Genomic DNA, 17,794 nt, shown 5'->3' with positions numbered 1-17,794 from the left:
ACGATTAACTTACCAAATTAATAATTATTGGGGAAACATATGCTTCTAAGACAGCTGCAATTATAAATAAGCTAATAGACATAACAGCCATAAAAACACAATTTCTTAAGTGTACCCTAATATTTATTTTTTTGTTTCTTAATAAATAATAGATAATACATACAGGATATAAGCCTATACCACCTACTAGAATAATAGCTGGGAGTTCAAAGATACCATGTACTAAAATGCTTGCAATCGCTACACCATATGAGTGAAAATCACCGACTGCAACAAGTGTTGCGCCAAGGAAAAATCCATTTAAAAACAAATAATATATTGTACTTAATGATACAGTGATTAATCCACTAGCCACAAAAACGGCACTTTTCAAATTATGAGTTATATAATCAATTGCACTACTTTGTGCACCTACAGTTTTCCCTGCTTCGACTCCAATATATTTTGATAATATTAGCCCTAAAATAAATGCGGACACATAAATACATGCTGAAGAAAAAAATAATTTCCAAAAATGCTGTTTAGAGATCCACTTTTTACTACATTTAATATCAACATTGCTTTTTTTATTATTTCTCTTCATTTATCTCTTCACCTTGAACTATACCTATTAAAGCATCTTCAAAAGAACGGTCATTCTTTAAAGTCGATACTAGTCCTTCAAAAATTACATTCCCTTGATTAATTACATAAACACGATCACAAATATCTTCTACAATGTCTAATCGGTGAGAGGATAACAAAACACCTGCTGAATTTCGTTTAGAAAAATTCACCAAAAAATCCTTTGTAGTTTTAGTGGACAAGGCATCGTAACCATTCATTGGCTCATCTAGTAACAAATATTTAGGGGAATCAAGTATACCTAATATAAGAGCTACTTTTTGTTTCATACCATAAGATAAATTTTTTATATATTCATTTTGTTTGTTCTCCAATGAAAATAATTTTAACAAGGGCTCCACTTTTTCAACTATTTCTTTAGTACTCATCGAATAAAGTCGTCCCATAAAGATTAATGTTTCCTGAATGGTTAACATATTATATAAGTACAAATCATTAGGTATGTAACTTACATTTTTATATTTGTTATTATCTGTATTATCAATATTTATGTCTCCACTTGTAACTTGTCGAATACCACTTAAACACTCTAATAAAGTGGTTTTCCCTGCGCCATTATGTCCTAATAACCCAATAATTTCTCCCTCCTTTAGAGATAATGAAATAGATTTCAACGTATCTGTCTCTGTATTTTCATATTTGCATATTAAGTCTTTCACAACTATCATTTGATTTTCCATCCTTTCCATAAAGGGGCTTTTAAAATAATTAGAATAATAAAGCTCCAAATTAATGTAGTAACTAAAATGACTTGTATATAACTGAATAGAAAATCTTGCAGCGATATCTTTTCAGCATATAAAAATGCTGCTTTTGTTCCTATAAAAGCAACATTTATTACTTCATATGAACGTATAAATAAATTTTCTATTAAATGTCCGAGAACCGAAGTATTAACTTTATCTTTACTTTCCCAACTAAAATTAGGAAAACAAGCACTTCCTAAAATAAAACTTAGAGTTAATGTTATACAAATACATAAAGCACTTAACAAGAAGCATAATATTAAGAAGAATGATACTTTTATAAAGAATAATAAAATACAAGTAGAAAAAAGAATGATCGGGAATATCGTTAGAAAATGCAAATAAAATTTAGCCACATAAATAAAATATGGATTTTTTAGCCGAGACTGATACAGAATGATCCAACTTTTTTCTAGATCAATACTAGATAATTTTCCAACCTTTGCTGATAATAAACCAGATAAAACTATCTGATGAAATAAAACTATTATTATAAAAATACCTTGATGATGATCTTGTGAAAAATTCATAGAGAAGGCAATTATCACCCCTAAAGAACAAGCTGAGGCAATAAGTCCTCCCTTGATAAAGCCTAAAGATAAATTTTCCCCTCTAATTAATAAAAGTAAGTCTTTAAAAAAGACATTAAAAATTTTGGAATGAATTTTTTCAGACATAAATATATTAATAAGTATTGAACCTTTTTCTTTATTCTCAATTTGTGCATCTTTTATTTTATATATATTAAAACGATTTTGATATTTACGTAATATAAATATATTTAAAAGAAATAGGATTATAGTTAATAAAGGTAACCATAGATACCAGTAATCAAAAACATTCATAAAATAATCCGAATGATTTAATACATTAATCCAAACATTGAGTAGATGTTTATCAAAGAAATACCTTACTACTATAAAAGTTATAAACCCAGCAATTAATAACTTAAAGACAAAAATTAAACTATGAGTAACTAATGAAGAATTAGAATTTCCTTTTCCAAAAATGTATGTCACTAATAATAGTGTCATTCTACAAAGAAGTGCAAAAATTAATACGCCAAAAATAGTACAAAAACTATAAAAAGGTATTTTTAAGCCTGAAACCTTTATCATTGAGTAAAAAATACCAATCTGTAAAGGTAGTACAAACATTATTATATTTAAAAAATAGGTATCTACTAGCTTAGCAAATTGGATATTAAAAGTATTCAGATTTCTTAGTCTTAAGAGTTGAATATCATGAGAAAAAAATGCACGAAGATACACATCATTAAAAGAACCTCTTACTAAAGAAATAAATAACAAAATATAAAAAATAGCATACATCTTTTTAATTAAACTTAGTGATAGTGTAATGCCACTCATTTGAATAAAATGAAAGACGGATAAAAATGTAAAATAAAAAACAAGAGATAGCGAGATTGAAAGTGTAATGATGACTTGAAGAACCATCCTTTTATTTAAAATTAAATACGGATTATAACGAGATACAAGCCAACGAAAATGTAAAATATGTTGCATAAATATAAGTGTAAATATATTACTTATTTTCCCCATTTAAGAACTCCTTTTAAAAATATAATATAGAAAAAGGCAATTCTACCACAATTGCCCAAATTATGAATTTCAACAAAAAATAAGACCATCTCAAGAAAGGAGACAGTCTTATTTTTTAAAAGTTAATTACCAAGCAATAGCAACTGAAGCAGCAGTTTTCTTCATTTGATTCTTAATTAACATATAAACTGCACCTACTCCAATTGAGAAAGGCCCTGTTGCAGCAATGATGATAGAAGCTACTGCCCATGCATCTGCTCCATTATTTACTGCATTGTACACCTTAGTTGCTGTACTTTCAGGAAGATTAAAATTTTTCGCAATCTCAAATAAAACATCAAATTCCATTTTCGTTACCTCTTTCCATTTATGTTTTTACAATCCAATTTATAATTGCATTTGAATTGTACGATTTATATAAATGAAAAACAATACATTATGCATATTTGCATATATTTTTATATCGGGATTTTTTGGAATTATTCCCCTTTATTACTATATAAAGAATACAAAGTGTATAAACTGTATACTATGGCAAATGCAACTACAACGATCCATATATAATCATACATTCCTGTTTTTCCATTTATAACATCACCTATGCCACTTATAAATAAATATAAAAGGAGAAATATTATAATAATTGTGCTATTCTTTTTCATTAGATCCAACCTTTCGAGTGATTTTTAAATGTTTTAATATACCTTCCTGTAGATAATTTTAATACTCCTAGTCTTAGATAAACAATATTTAAAATGATGTTTATTTTATATTTGAAAAATATTTATATGTAAATAGGAATTTTAACAGTATAATATTTTGATTTACAATTAGAAAACTTCGCGACGGAACATTCAATAATCAATATACCTTAGTATTTTTAGATGAAGGAGTGGAACTCAATCGTGAGTTTGTAGTTTTATTTAAGCGAAGCAAACCAGGATCAGGTACTATTATTATTGGAACGGATAAAGGTAGTGTAACAATATCAGTTGTCCCAAATACTACAGAAAGTGAAAATTAATAGAAGCATATCTACTAAAGGCTTATATTGCAACGGCAGTATATATGATAAAAACGATCGCACTTTCAGAATAGATGCTAGAAAATGGAAACTAGCAGACACAACTATGGACATTAAGCTGATGAACTTTGTGTGCCTTATATTGATATTGCCAACCTTTTTTAAGGACATGAGGTAAAAAAATATACTAAGGCTTACATTCGATTTTATCATTATCTGAAAATAATTTTTAGACAATACTACAAGGGGAGCCCTTACGCATCCATCAATTTAAGATTTCATAAAAGGGGCACCATATCAAAAAAGAAAATTGTACGTTTAGACATATTTCAGCCGATTTCCTGTAAGTTAGAGGATTCGTTTTTATATTGAAAGGGTTCTAGGAGCTTAACTACCTATTGGAATAAAAAATAACCAGCTTATAGCTGGTCTTGATTTAGTGTACTTTCATATTCCTTGATTATTTTGTAAAAAGTATTTTTCTTTAGTTCTAATATTGACATAAATTGAACTCCAGTTATTTCTCTATTTTTCCATTTAGGATACGTTTCTTCTATTATAAGTATTTGCTTTTGATTTAATGTTGAAAGGTTACATTGAGGACGACCTAAATGTTTTCCTTGAGATTTGGCTACCGCAATCCCTTCCGCTTGTCGCTGATGAATTTTTTTACGCTCTTGATCTGCAACATAGGAAAGCAAAGATAAAAATTGATCTTCCATCAACCGACCCATGTCACCCATTTCACGGAACTTACGGCTATCGAATAAAGTTTCATTTTCTAAAACAATAATATCAGCTTGTAATTCTCTTGTTATGTATTTCCACTCTGAAATTACTTCATCATAATTACGCCCCATACGATCTAAAGCATCTATGTAAAGAATTTCATTAGTACTCAATATTTTTCGTAATAATTGATACTGAGGACGATCAAAATGTCTTCCACTTGCTTTATCGACAAAAATACGTCGAGCTTCTACTCCTCGTTCCATCATCTTATGTAATTGACGTTGTTCATTTTGATCTTTTGTACTTACACGTATATATCCATAAATATTTGCCACGTTTGAGACACTCCTTACATTTGTTACCATAATTATACCATTTTGTTTATAAAGATGTTCATTAAAAACAAACGTTTATAAAATTCTTTATATCACCTTTATAAACTTGATGTTTCAATGTTTCATAGATCTGGACCTAATGTTTAAAAAGGTATACCTTTTTAAACGGGTTTGTATTTTTGTAGTAATTGCTAAATTTGATTATTATTATAGGAGTAATTTTAATTTTAAAAATATTTAAATCACTTCTATAATAAATACTATAACTATACGAAGGGAAATGGGACGTTGAAAACGAGGGAGCTTCTTACTACAGAACAAAGAGAATACTTTTATGGAATTCCTGAGCATATGGATGAGAGAGAAATTCTGCGCTACTACACAATATCTGATGAAGAATTGCAAGTCATAAATAAACAACGCGGTGCTGCCAATCGATTAGGTTTTGCCATACAAATTGCTTACTTACGCTTTCCTGGGAGACCATTATCTGCAAATGAAAAAGTTCCATATTTTATTGTACATACGATTGCTAAACAATTACAAATTTTACCTTCAGCTATACAGAACTATGCACGTGGGCGTGATGCAACTCGACGAGCACATTTGAGTAAAATCAGAAATACATTAGGATTTCGGACATTTACTTTAAAAGAATATCGAGAGTTAGCACGTTGGCTTCTCCCTATGGCCATGAAAACAGATCAAGGACATCTTTTAGTAGAAGCTCTTATTATAGAAATGAGGAAAAGAAAAATTATTCTACCAGCCATATATGCAGTTGAACATGTAGCATGGGCTGTACGTGAACGAGCACATAGAAAGATTTTCAAACAATTAACAAGAAACCTTACTCCTTCTCAATGTAAGCAACTAGACAAGTTATTAAGTGTAGGAAAAGGATACAAGTTTTCGTATTTATCATGGCTTCGACAACCTTCAGGTGTTGTTTCCGTTAAAAATTTTCACAAGATTATGGATCGAATAGAGTTTATCCAACAATTAAATTTACCTTTAGATAACGGCAGAGAAGTGCATCAGAATCGATTGCTACAGATGGCACGTGAAGGATCACGTTATTCCAATCAACATTTATCTAGGTTTCATGAGCTCAAACGACATGCAACTCTTATGGCCTTTCTCATTCATATATATGCTTTTTTAACAGATCAGGGAATAGAGATGCTTGAGAAACTAATGGGTAGAATGTTTAATCGGGGAGAAAAGAAACATAAGGAACATTTTCAAAAGGATGGAAAATCCATTAATGAAAAGGTCCGTTTATACGCAAAAGTTGGAAAGGCTTTAATTGAAGCAAAAGAATTAGAACAAGACCCCTTTGAATCCTTACAATCTATTATTTCATGGGAACAATTTGTACAATCAGTGGAACAAGCTGAAGAACTATCCAGACCAGCAGAATTTGACTATTTAGATCTATTAGACAATCATTATGGCCATTTTCGGAAGTTTGCACCTAGATTATTAAGCACGTATGTATTTAAAGCCTCTAAAGCGAGCCATACTTTATTTGAGGCCCTAGAGATGTTGAAAGAAATAAATCAAACAGGAAAAAGAAAAATCCCTGAAACAGCTCCGATGGATTTTCTCAAATCGAAATGGTTCAAGCATGTAATTAAAGAAAATGGTATTGATCGTCATTACTATGAGTTCGGTATCTTTTCAGAATTATGTAATCATCTTCGTTCTGGGGACATGTGGGTTGTAGGAAGTAGACAATATAAGGATTTTGAAGAATATCTTTTACCTCAAGAAAAATGGAAAGAATTAAAGGAGAAACATCAAGTTCCACTAACAATTCCAACCAACATAGATCAGTATTTGCAGGAACGATTTGAGTTCATGGAAGAGCAACTTTCTAAGGTAAATCATTTAATTCAAAATCAGTTATTGCCAGATGTTGAAATCTATGCAGATAAAATACAAATTGCATCTTTAAAGAAAATGATTCCAGATGAGGTTGAAAATCTAACTAGACTTATTTATAGTGTATTACCACGTATTAAATTAACAGATCTATTGGTAGAAGTCGATAGCTGGACACATTTCAGCAAACATTTTGTTCATCTTCATACCCAAACTGAGCCAAAGGACAAATCTGTATTATTCGCAGCTATTTTGGCTGATGGAATTAATCTCGGTCTTTCAAAAATGGCAGATGCATGTCCGAATATATCTTATACACAATTAGCTTGGATATCAGATTGGTATATAAGGGATGAAAATTACTCCAAAGCTCTTGGAGCAATCACTGATTTTCAGCATAAATATCCGTTCTCTTCTCATTGGGGAGATGGTTCGACTTCATCTTCTGATGGACAATTCTTTAGAGCTGGTGGTCAGTCTAGTCCGTTAGCACAAGTAAATGCTAAACATGGTAGGGATCCAGGATTAAGTTTTTATACCCATATCTCAGATCAATACGCTCCATTTTATGTACAAGTTATTAGTTCTTCAGAAGAAGCGCCACATATTATTGATGGCCTATTGTATCATGAAACAGATTTGGAAATCGAAGAACATTATACGGATGCAGCAGGATTTGTAGATCATGTCTTTGCCATGTGTCATATATTAGGGTTTCGATTTGCTCCTAGAATTAAAACGTTTAGCAAAAATAAAATTTATACGTTTGAAAAGCCCTTAAATCAACCGCATCTAGAATTTATGATTGGTGGAACAATTCATACAAAGAAAATAAGGGGAAATTGGGATGATTTATTACGACTAACTAGTTCTGTTCGTAATGGAACAGTCACAGCGTCTCTAATTCTTAAAAAACTTGCGGCCTACCCAAGGCAGAATAGCTTATCCGTAACATTGCGTGAGATAGGTAGGATTGAAAGAGCTTTATATACATTAGAATGGTTGCAGAGTCCGGAGCTTAGAAGACGTGTTCAGGTTGGTTTAAATAAAGGTGAAGCAAAACACGCACTTGCTCGAGCTGTATTTTTCAATCGATTAGGAGAAATTCGTGATCGTTCTTATGAAGACCAATTACATAGAGCAAGCGGCTTGCAACTGCTTATTTCAGCGATTGTATTATGGAATACGGTATATATATCACGTGCAGTAGATGCTTTACGTGCAAAAGGCGTGGACATTCCAGAAGAATATTTAAAACATATATCTCCACTTGGATGGGAACATATTACGTTGACAGGTGATTATGTTTGGAACTTGAATGAAAAAACAAATTTTAATAATCTAAGACTATTACGCGAAAAAAATTATATCAAAAAATAGCAAACTAAGTAGCCGGTTCCTTAACGTACAGGGAACCGGTTAATTTGTGTCCAAATTGTGTCTAAACGTACAATTTTCTTTTTTTGATATGGTGACCCCATGCCCATCAACTTAAGACTTTTTACTACCCCCAAGTACAAAAAAACGTTATTCTTTCTTAATAATCTATGAGAAAGGGTGACGTTTTTTATGAATCTCTCGATTCAAGAGGAGTTACAACCATTTGCAGAAGAATTACAGCGCTATATCACACCTGGATTTTTGGAAGAACTAGCAAGAGAGATTAAGTTTATAAAGCGAAAACGCAAGTTTTCAGGATCAGATTTAGCTACCATTTGTATTTGGATTAGCCAACGGGTGGCCAGTGATCCTTTAGTCCGATTATGTAGTAGACTTCATGCAGCTACAGGTACTTTACTCAGCCCAGAGGGCTTAAATAAACGATTTACTGCAAAATCAGTGTTATTTTTAAAGCATGTCTTTTCGTTATTGTTACAACAAAAAATCTGTGAGCAGACTCGCATTTCTAACCAACTTTTTGCTCATTTTAAACGCATTCGCATCATGGATGCCACTATGTTTCAAGTACCCCATACTTTGGAACATATATATCCTGGTTCAGGTGGCTGCGCTCAAACAGCTGGGATCAAAATTCAATTAGAATATGATTTACATAGTGGGCAATTTCTTAATTTTCAAGTGGGACCTGGAAAAAATAATGATAAAACATTCGGAACAGAATGTTTAGATACGTTACGGCCAGGCGATTTATGTATTCGTGATTTAGGGTATTTTTCATTAGAGGATTTAGATCAAATGGATCAACGTGGTACGTATTATATTTCGAGGTTAAAGTTAAATACGAACGTATATGTAAAAAATCCAAATCCGGAATATTTTAAAAATGGTTCCATTAAAAAACAATCAGAATACATACAAATCAATGTCATACAGATTTTGAATCAACTCCAACCAGGCGAAACGATAGAATATCAGCAAGCTTATATTGGGGATAAACAGCAGCTATTTTCACGTCTCATTTTTCATCGTTTAACAGAGGCACAATTAAAAAAACGTCTAGAGAAAATTGCAGAAAAAGAAAAGTCAAAACACAAAACCTATTCAGATAAAAGTAAATTAGCAGCGGGATTAAATGTATATGTGACAAATGCACCTTGGGAATGGGTTCCGATGGAACAAGTACATGAATTATATACATTGCGTTGGCAGATAGAAATTGTTTTTAAAACGTGGAAATCATTGTTTGATATTAATCATTGTCGTACCGTCAAACAAGAAAGAATAGAGTGCCATTTATACGGGAAACTCATCGCTATTTTTTTATGTTCTTCTACGATGTTTAAAATGCGCCAACTTGTGTTACAAAAGAAGCAAAAAGAATTAAGTGAATATAAAGCGATTGGAATGATCCAAGATCATCTGTTTCTCCTCTATCAAGCCATAGGGAAAAGCACCCAAGAGATAACAAAGCTTCTGATCCGCCTGTTCCACCTTCTAGAGAAAAACGGGCGGAAATCTCATCGATATGAGAAGAAAACTGTCTTTGATATCATGGGTGTTATCTATGAGTATAGTGGATGTAGCAAGCAAAAGAAAGCTGCATAAGAAAAAAATGAAACCCGTTAGGGTTTATTTCGTGTGCTTATTTTTAATAACTTGTCCCCATTTTGGGAGATTTTAGTTCAATTGAACAAAAGTTAATTTTGTATCCATCCTTAAGTTGATGGGCATGTATGGTGACCCCTACTACAAAAAATTCTAAAGGCACTGCGTCTTCTTGCATGCCTATAATGTTTCTTAGTTCCGTAGGGATACCTATACGCCCTTTCTCGTCTACATGTCGAATAATGCCCGTGAATTTCATAGATTCCTCCTGTTTTATTATGTTGTTCAATACATTCATCCGAATGACAATCATAGTATCACCTAAAAGTAAGTAGTCCTTCTTACCTTTATTTATAATGAATTTTAATATAAAGAATAAACGATTATATATCAAACTATCTTCAAAAAAATCGTTTACTCGTATGATAACTAATTTCAAAGAATATCCCTTTTACACATTAATGTTATGTTCGCGCCCATTTATTGTCACATTAATTCAAAATATAGTAAATTGATAATGTTTAGTTCAACTATTACCAATGTTTAGTTAAGATGCTTTACACTATCTATATAGAACAAACCACTGGGTGCTTCTATATAAAATACGGCTTTGATTTTTGACAGGGTACCGCCAGCATTTCGGAAAAAAACACGCTAAGCAAAAAATAAAATAAGCCGTCCATATGAACAGCTCATTTACATAATTCTCGTTATTGGAAGTTGTATGGACTGTTATTCATTTACAGGCTTTGATACTGTTTGTTAAAACAGGTAATTTTAATTTTTCAGTTTTGTGGATGGGCGTACTTGAATCTGTACCCCTTTCATTTCTGCCGTAATAATGTCAATTTTCCCCGCCCAAGTAGGATCATCATCCTCTTCAGAAGGATACAGTTTGAATCGCCAACTAATTTCGTCTGGAATGAAGGCAAAACCTTCATATGTATCGTAATTACCTAAAGTGCTTGGGTCAGGTAGATGTACACCCAGAATGCTTATGTTTGTTCGTGGAAAACTCAGTGTTAACTTCACCTTATAGACCAAAGCAACCCCTTTGGTCTTCTTGTCTGATTTGTTGAGTGGATTTATTATAACACTACATGGTAGGGATGCTGATGCACTTGCCTGTGCTTGATATGGACTTACAACAATGGTCATACACATTACTAATGTCACGATAAATTGTCTCATAAATTCCTCCAAAGGCTTTTTAGGTTAGTTTGTCTTTACAGGATTTTAATTATGAAACAGCACAGCAAACGTGACGAGTAGGCTGTATAGAATATTCAGGATAGGTTAACATAACGTCCTATTATTGGTAATAAACAAAAAACTCATTCTTTTTCACAAAGAATGAGTTTTTTATAAAATTTCTTATTAAAAACTAAAAATCCTGAACTTTTCACCAATGGTTGCGACGACAACAAATAACACATTTACAACAACGGTTATGATGTTTATGTTCGCAACAACGGTTATGATGTTTGTGTTCACAACAACGGTTATGATGTTTATGTTCACAACAATGGTTATGATGTTTATGTTCACAACAATCGTTATGGTGTCTATGCTTACAACAATCATTATTCCAACTCATCTTTTATACCTCCTTTCAAACAAGAGTTATATTATTCTATGTTTTAATAGGAAGTATGCTTGTTTGCTAACCTATATTGAATTTATAAAAAAAATTCTATGAATAGATATTCATAGAATTTAACATAACGCAACATTATCGGCAGCAAGGACAAGACAGCTTGCTTGTGAGAGTGGAGATCCGCCTTTTCCTTTTTCTATGACTCTATTCATTTTTTTTACATTCCTATCCTGGTGCGTGTTTTAAGGTTTTTGTTTGTTACTGGATTAGCCGAAAAACTGTATAAAATTTTGCAGGCTCTTAGCGTGGTTTTTTTCCGAAATGCTGGCGGTACCTCAGGTAGAACTTTTTTCTATTCCCTCTCTTTTCTGCATTTATTTCATCGCAAGCCTGGTTACATCCATTAACTTTTTTTCATCTAGAGTCTTTGTCTTTGAATCATAAATGCCTTGTTCCTCTAGCCAAGGATTATGAAAAGAAATGACATCTTGCCACATGATACTTCCATTTTCATGGGCGGTTTTAAACATTTCCTTTAAGGATTTTTTCTCACTTTCTGATAAACGATTTGCGTGTTCCGTAAACAATGCCGATGTCTTTTCTGGATTCCCCATATAGTCTTGATACGTTTCAAACATTTTCGGATTCAGCTTCACTTCACTTTTTGCTTCTTCCCGATCTACATACTCAATATAGTTCTGAAATGCATCGGAACCCGGTAACACAAATTTTGTTTTTAAAACAACACCTGGTGTGACTGAAGATTGAATAGGAACGGTATTACTCATTTTCAACATCCTGCATCATCATTTGAATAAAATCATTCATTTTTTTCATTTCGCTATAACAATCACTCATCGTATGGATGTTCTTTTGAATTAGATTTTCTAATTCCATTTCTCCTTTATTTTGTTGCTGAAAAAATGCCAGCATTTCAATTTGGTCTTTCAAAAATTTCTGCCTGGATAATTCTTTCCTCTTTGCAATTTCATCTATTTTTTTTACTGCAATTGGATCTACTTCTCTAATTCTGATTTCCACTTTTCCCTCTCCTTTCTGCAAATCTGGGTAGAGATCAAAAAATAGTGAGAAGAGCATAAGGGGTTTTTGCCCCCACCGAGGGTGTGGGGCTAGGCGGAGCCTAGCAAAACGATGGGGGCAAGGAAAGAGGTTGAATGTCCCCATTACGTCCCCATATTTTTCGTTTATGTCTCCATCACGTCCCTATATTTTTCCTCAATGTCCCTTCCGTGTCCCCTTGTTTCCCCTCAATGTCCCCATCATGTCCCTATGTCTTTTTTCAATTTTTATTAATTTCTAGTGCCTTTTGCTCTAATTTTTTGATCTTATCTCGTGCAATTTTTTGTTCCCCTTTAAACAATTCAACGTTCTTTTCTGATGATTTTATTTTGGATTCTAAAGATGCTATTTTCGATTGAGTTTCCGTTTTTTCTGCTTCGGTTTGGTACTTCATTTCATCTTTCAGTTCTTTCACTTTCTCAAAAACTGTCTTCCCATTTTCTTCTTCAAGCTTGATTGCTTTCCCAAAATTTTCGATCTTTGTTTCAATATCTTTTTTGTCTCTTTCTATAAAATCTAACTCATATATTTTTTTATCTTCAGCTAACAATTCATCATTTGCTTTTGTTTTTCTTTGATCGGTAAAAATCGTCTGAACAAGTTTATTTGGACTCTTTTTACTTGTATTTTCTTCTTCGTATTCGTTAACATCTTGTGTAAACTTCCGAATATCCATTTGTTCTTTTTCACTGTTTTTATTGTAAATATCTAAAGCTAACGCTCCCCAATTTGGAGATAATTCTTGGACTTCTATCACGTAATTTCCGTTCTCTTCATACAACACTTTGACAGGTAATTGAACACCTGTTTTTCCTTTTTCTTGTGCCTTAAACGTAAAGCCAGTTTCCTCATATCTTTCTATCCGAAATCGAATTTCTATGAAGTTTTTATGTGGATTATATTCGTCAAGAAAAGAAAGGAATCGCTCATAAAATAGGTAAGTTTAAACATTCTACACTTTTGAATTTCAATGAAGAATTAGGGCTAGTGAAAGAACAGGAAAACTCAAAAGAAAATGATCAAGAAAAAAACCAAGAAAAACCGACGATACAAAATAAAGAAGAAATTCAGGGGGGACTTGAGATGCAAGATAAGGAAGCAGTCCAGGAGAAAAAAGAAACCAACGATCAAAAAGAAGTACAAGGGAAACCAGGTCAGCAAGAACAAGACGAAGTTCGAGATAAACAGAGGGAACAAGCTAGAAGACTAGCGTATATGCGTCAAATGGGGCGTGAGCGATAAAAAAGAATGATATAGCGCTATGTCATTCTCTTTGTTTTATAAGAGAAGGGAAAGGAATCGGTATTATGGAAAGGAAGCTAATGGAATAAATGAAATAGTGTGCTTTAAAAGGGCGACATAGCGATATGTTGCTTTAGAGATTTGATATGTAAATGTGTAAATGTGAACTTGTGTAAATGTTTTCGGGAGTAGCATAATCCATGCTGCTCCTTTTTGTATACAAAATTTTAAAGTGAGAGGAAGTTAAAAACATGTCCGTATTAATCCTAGCAGAGAAGCCAAATCAAGCGAAAGCGTATGCTGAAGCATTCCCGAAAGTTGAAAAGAAAGATGGTCATTTTTATGTTCCACCATGTTCTTTATTACCAAGTGGAGGAAATATCACTTGGGCTTATGGTCATCTAGTAGAATTGAAATCCCCTCAAGATTATAAAAAGGAATGGGAAAAATGGGATTTATCACAACTACCAATTTTACCATCACGCTATGAATATAAAGTATCGGCTGATAAGAAAAAACAATTCAATAATGTAAAGAAATTAATGAAAGAAGCTGAAATAATACAAATTTAGACAAATATCGACAGAGAAGGCGAAGCAATTGCAAGGTTGATAATCCAGGAAGCTGGATGTACACATAAAAAGATTAAACGCCTATGGATCAATAGCTTTGAAGTAGATGAAATTAAAAAAGGTTTCCAAAACTTAAAACCTGGAGAAGATTTTGAAAGTATGTTTGAGGAAGCGCAAGCTCGTCAACTTAGTGACTGGATTGTTGGGATGAATGCTAGTAGACTATATACGCTCCTTTTACGTCAGAAAGGCGTTCAAGGGGTCTACAGTGTGGGGAGATGCCAAACGCCCGCATTATGCTTAATAAATAAGCGACAACAGGAAATTAAAAACTTTAAGCCAACGCCTTTCTTTGAATGAGAAGCACAATTTACTTCTCCAAACGGTGTATACATGGGACGTTATAAAGAGAGATTTGCCACTAAAGGAGAATTAATGAACTTGCTGCAGCAACATAGTCTTTCTGAAAATAACAGTCAACAAGGCATGATTAAATCTGTAGAAGTAAAACCAAAACAATAAGAAGCACCAAAATTATTCTCTCTATCTTCTATACAAGCTTTGGCCAACAAAAAATATAAGTATTCACCAGCTGACGTTTTAAAAGGGATTCAGGAATTATATGAAGCGAAATTAGTAACATATCCCCGTACAGACTGCAATTACATTACAGAAGGTGAATTTGAGTATTTAAAGAATAATTTGAGTGGTTATCAATCCATTGCAGGTGTGAATTTCCAACCGCATTCATTAACTGCAAATAAGCGCTATGTTGATAATAAGAAAGTCCAGGAACACTATGCAATTGTATTAACTAAAAATGTTCCATCAAGAGAAACAATCGCAAGATTACCTGATAAACAAAGAAAATTATATATAGAAGTGTTAAAGAGTGTATTAAGCATGTTCCATGCGCCTTATATGTATGAAGAAACAGTAATAACAAGTGATTTGAACGGTCTGTTGTTCACCACAAGAGGAAAGGTAGAAAAATCCTTAGGATGGAAAGAGTTGTATGTGACGGATAAAATTGAGGAAGAGGACGATCAAGAGAAAGTATCTCTTTTACCCGTAGTTAAACAAGGCGAATTTGTCCAGGGCTTAGTAAAATCAAAAGAAGGTGTGACTACGCCACCTAAACCATATACAGAGGGTCAATTAATTACCATGATGAAAACGTGTGGTTCTTCAGTAGAAGATGAGGAAAGTAAAATTATTCTTAAAGAAGTAGAGGGACTGGGTACAGAAGCAACTCGTGCCGGTATTATAGAAACGCTGAAAAAACAAGGGTATATAGAAGTGAAGCGGAATAAAGTGAGTGTTACACCAAAAGGAGAAATCCTTTGTGAATCAGTTCATGGAACGATGTTAGCGAAACCTGAACTGACTGCGAAATGGGAAGGTTATTTGCGAAAAATCGGTAAAAAACAAGGTTCTAAGGATATATTTGTTAGTCAAACTAGCGAATTTATTAAGAATCTAATTGAAGGGGCTACAGAATCTATTGGTGAGTTGAAAATAGATAATAAAATTCAAGATATGAAAGCGAAAGATACAATTGGTAAATGCCCGAAATGTGGGAAAGATGTTGTGAATCGTAAAACATTCTATGGATGCAGTGGTTATAAGGAAGGATGTAAATTCTCAATGTCAGGGGAATATTTAACAAAGAAATTATTAGAAGGTAAGAAAACAGGGTTAATAAAGAAGATGAAAGGTAAATCAGGAAAAGAGTTTGACGGTTACTTGAAATTATCGCAATCGGGTAGGTTAGAACTTGAATTTGCAGCAAAAAAATAACCAGGAATCATAGAATGTAAAGGGAGAAGATAAAGTGAATATGAAAGCTGTTTTGCAAAAAGGTAAATGGGTGTTAATAGCAACTGGACTAGCAATTTTGTCCAGTTTGCTTTTTACTTACATAAAGGCGAATCTATCAATTGGTACTGGAAATGTAGCGAATGTAAATCAAAAGATAGAAATTAATCTCTTATATGTATTGATACCCGTATTGGTTGCTCCTGTAATAGAAGAATTTTTATTTAGAAAGATTTTGCCACTTGGATTAGAGAAATTGTTGGAGCGGATCAATCGAGCAACAGCAATTATTATTGCTAATGGTATCTTTGCAGCAGTTCATTTTGACTGGTTTTTCTTCCCTTACTTTGTAAATGGTTGTTTATATGCATGGAGTTACGAAAAGACAAAAGATTTGAAAGTACCAATGTCGGCTCATATCTCATATAATGCATTTGTATTTTTGGCAACTAGCTTTTTAGTTAATTAACATGGCGACATACCGATATATAGTTGTTACTAGAACAAAAGACTTTGTTTTAATATGAATTCTTTTTTATTCGTCTAACATTTTGTGTAAATGTGTAAATGTCCACTTTTACACATTTACACATTATAGAGGAGGTAATAACATGGAAAAATATGAAGTTGGATATGAAGAACGATATTCATGTAAATCTTGTGGAGAAGGATTTATGGAAGGTGCATATAACAATTTATATTGTGATAACTGCGCGATAGAACAGGGACTTTTAGATTAAACAATATATATATAAATTGAGTTGTTGTTATAGCTCGAAGCTGGTGAAGACGGGCTATATCATTTAAATCAAAGGGGTGGGGAAATGAGTACGCAGTATCATTTTAATAATATGATTTACACATCAAGAGAAGATTTTAAGAAGGCAGTAGAGAACGATTGGTATAAAAGATATAGCAAATATATAATTCGAGAGTTTTTTTACATAGGAAGGAAATTTGATTTTGAGGGAATTACACATGTGGTCTTGAATAACAATGCTCAAGAGTCACAGGTAGAGGGGCGGCACTAAATTAGACCAATCATCCACCAATCACAAGTTGCAGTAGCTCCCTGAGGGGTTCCCCGAAAACCAGGATTAGTGATACTACATTGATAGGTAGAGTTAGGGCTATAGCGAGCAAGATGAACATGAGGTTGTGGTGTATCTGATGAATTGTCCACGAAGCCAATCAAATCCCCTGAACGAACTGAAGAACACAATTGTAATTGAGGATTCGCTTTAACGTGAACGTACTCAGTGAAGTACCCATCAAGACCTCTGATTGCTACACTATTAGCAACTTGACATGGGTTACCCTGAGGATCACGAGCTGGTGTTGTTGCTGAAGTGGGTGAGGTTATTTGACTAAAACAATTGGAACCTGTGTAGATATACACTACTTGCCCATCCTCTACTGCATAAACTGGTGCTCCCCATTGAATGCCAGGATAATCTAAGTCTCTGGCACCCCATGGATGACAATCTTGAAGCAATCTAACTTGTGGCATTTTAAAGGGATTATACTCATATGTTCTTTGTGGCGCGACATATACAGGAGGAGTAGGAT

14 protein-coding genes and 5 pseudogenes are annotated in these 17,794 nt (G+C 33.1%); 8 read left to right on the top strand and 11 right to left on the bottom strand.

Annotation, left to right across the window (positions count from 1 at the left end):
* Nucleotides 1-4 precede the first annotated feature (4 nt).
* From ACP6L7_RS35810 to ACP6L7_RS35795, 4 genes are all read right to left on the bottom strand, one after another.
* Nucleotides 5-583, bottom strand: a complete 579-nt coding sequence (locus tag ACP6L7_RS35810) for a stage II sporulation protein M (RefSeq protein ID WP_430529885.1) — start codon at nt 581-583, stop codon at nt 5-7.
* On the bottom strand, nt 570-1,292 hold the full coding sequence (locus ACP6L7_RS35805) for an ABC transporter ATP-binding protein (RefSeq protein WP_430529884.1): 723 nt from the start codon (nt 1,290-1,292) through the stop codon (nt 570-572). The genes ACP6L7_RS35810 and ACP6L7_RS35805 overlap by 14 nt, the downstream gene beginning before the upstream one ends.
* Nucleotides 1,289-2,932: a hypothetical protein gene (locus ACP6L7_RS35800; protein ID WP_430529883.1), complete on the bottom strand. Its 1,644-nt coding sequence runs from the start codon at nt 2,930-2,932 to the stop codon at nt 1,289-1,291. Before ACP6L7_RS35800 ends, ACP6L7_RS35805 begins: the two co-directional genes overlap by 4 nt.
* A 126-nt stretch (nt 2,933-3,058) precedes the next feature.
* The gene (locus tag ACP6L7_RS35795) at nt 3,059-3,280 is read right to left on the bottom strand and encodes an uberolysin/carnocyclin family circular bacteriocin (protein ID WP_061687932.1); all 222 of its coding nucleotides are present in this window, start codon (nt 3,278-3,280) and stop codon (nt 3,059-3,061) included.
* 544 nt (nt 3,281-3,824) lie between these two features.
* Here ACP6L7_RS35795 and ACP6L7_RS35790 point away from each other — a divergent pair.
* Nucleotides 3,825-3,956, top strand: coding sequence for a hypothetical protein (locus ACP6L7_RS35790; protein ID WP_269429677.1), 132 nt, complete (start codon nt 3,825-3,827; stop codon nt 3,954-3,956).
* Nucleotides 3,957-4,375: 419 nt separating this feature from the next.
* On the opposite strand, the gene ACP6L7_RS35785 is transcribed toward ACP6L7_RS35790, so the two are convergent.
* Nucleotides 4,376-5,053, bottom strand: a complete 678-nt coding sequence (locus tag ACP6L7_RS35785) for a recombinase family protein (RefSeq protein ID WP_430529882.1) — start codon at nt 5,051-5,053, stop codon at nt 4,376-4,378.
* A gap of 258 nt (nt 5,054-5,311) precedes the next feature.
* Between ACP6L7_RS35785 and ACP6L7_RS35780 the strand changes: the two genes are divergently transcribed.
* Both ACP6L7_RS35780 and ACP6L7_RS35775 read left to right on the top strand, forming a co-directional pair.
* Nucleotides 5,312-8,290, top strand: a complete 2,979-nt coding sequence (locus tag ACP6L7_RS35780) for a Tn3 family transposase (RefSeq protein ID WP_430529881.1) — start codon at nt 5,312-5,314, stop codon at nt 8,288-8,290.
* A 189-nt stretch (nt 8,291-8,479) separates the two neighbouring features.
* Nucleotides 8,480-9,916 (top strand): IS4 family transposase, encoded by a 1,437-nt coding sequence (locus ACP6L7_RS35775; RefSeq protein WP_430529880.1) that lies wholly within the window; start codon nt 8,480-8,482, stop codon nt 9,914-9,916.
* Nucleotides 9,917-9,959: 43 nt separating this feature from the next.
* Here ACP6L7_RS35775 and ACP6L7_RS35770 read toward each other — a convergent pair whose 3' ends face one another.
* Both ACP6L7_RS35770 and ACP6L7_RS35765 read right to left on the bottom strand, forming a co-directional pair.
* Nucleotides 9,960-10,355, bottom strand: coding sequence for a hypothetical protein (locus tag ACP6L7_RS35770; RefSeq protein ID WP_430529879.1), 396 nt, complete (start codon nt 10,353-10,355; stop codon nt 9,960-9,962).
* A gap of 297 nt (nt 10,356-10,652) precedes the next feature.
* A pseudogene (locus ACP6L7_RS35765) lies at nt 10,653-11,107 on the bottom strand (YoqH family protein).
* A gap of 217 nt (nt 11,108-11,324) precedes the next feature.
* Between ACP6L7_RS35765 and ACP6L7_RS35760 the strand changes: the two are divergent.
* A pseudogene (locus ACP6L7_RS35760) lies at nt 11,325-11,583 on the top strand (hypothetical protein).
* Nucleotides 11,584-11,890: 307 nt separating this feature from the next.
* Here ACP6L7_RS35760 and mobL read toward each other — a convergent pair.
* The 3 genes and pseudogenes from mobL to ACP6L7_RS35745 form a co-directional block, all read right to left on the bottom strand.
* A pseudogene (gene mobL, locus ACP6L7_RS35755) lies at nt 11,891-12,301 on the bottom strand (relaxase MobL); the annotation flags it as partial.
* The gene (locus ACP6L7_RS35750; protein WP_264541755.1) at nt 12,294-12,554 is read right to left on the bottom strand and encodes a hypothetical protein; all 261 of its coding nucleotides are present in this window, start codon (nt 12,552-12,554) and stop codon (nt 12,294-12,296) included. The pseudogene mobL and the gene ACP6L7_RS35750, both read right to left, overlap by 8 nt.
* A 259-nt stretch (nt 12,555-12,813) precedes the next feature.
* Nucleotides 12,814-13,497, bottom strand: a pseudogene (locus tag ACP6L7_RS35745) (hypothetical protein); the annotation flags it as partial.
* Here ACP6L7_RS35745 and ACP6L7_RS35740 point away from each other — a divergent pair.
* The 4 genes and pseudogenes from ACP6L7_RS35740 (at nt 13,485) to ACP6L7_RS35725 (ending at nt 16,965) form a co-directional block, all read left to right on the top strand.
* A complete protein-coding gene (locus ACP6L7_RS35740) occupies nt 13,485-13,835 on the top strand; it encodes a hypothetical protein (RefSeq protein WP_240523173.1) in 351 nt (116 codons plus the stop codon). The pseudogene ACP6L7_RS35745 and the gene ACP6L7_RS35740 overlap by 13 nt on opposite strands.
* 251 nt (nt 13,836-14,086) lie before the next feature.
* Nucleotides 14,087-16,207: pseudogene (locus ACP6L7_RS35735) on the top strand (type IA DNA topoisomerase).
* Nucleotides 16,208-16,241: 34 nt separating this feature from the next.
* The gene (locus tag ACP6L7_RS35730; RefSeq protein WP_430529878.1) at nt 16,242-16,694 is read left to right on the top strand and encodes a CPBP family intramembrane glutamic endopeptidase; all 453 of its coding nucleotides are present in this window, start codon (nt 16,242-16,244) and stop codon (nt 16,692-16,694) included.
* Nucleotides 16,695-16,836: 142 nt separating this feature from the next.
* Nucleotides 16,837-16,965, top strand: coding sequence for a hypothetical protein (locus ACP6L7_RS35725; protein ID WP_430529877.1), 129 nt, complete (start codon nt 16,837-16,839; stop codon nt 16,963-16,965).
* Between the two features lie 287 nt (nt 16,966-17,252).
* Here ACP6L7_RS35725 and ACP6L7_RS35720 read toward each other — a convergent pair whose 3' ends face one another.
* Nucleotides 17,253-17,735, bottom strand: a complete 483-nt coding sequence (locus ACP6L7_RS35720; RefSeq protein ID WP_430529876.1) for a M23 family metallopeptidase — start codon at nt 17,733-17,735, stop codon at nt 17,253-17,255.
* Between the last annotated feature and the right edge of the window lie 59 nt (nt 17,736-17,794).

The organism is Bacillus silvicola, from assembly GCF_050524305.1.
GTDB lineage: Bacteria > Bacillota > Bacilli > Bacillales > Bacillaceae_G > Bacillus_A > Bacillus_A cereus_AT.
The sequence above is the reverse complement of the archived record's forward strand: the minus strand, read 5'-3'. Positions and strand labels throughout refer to the sequence as shown.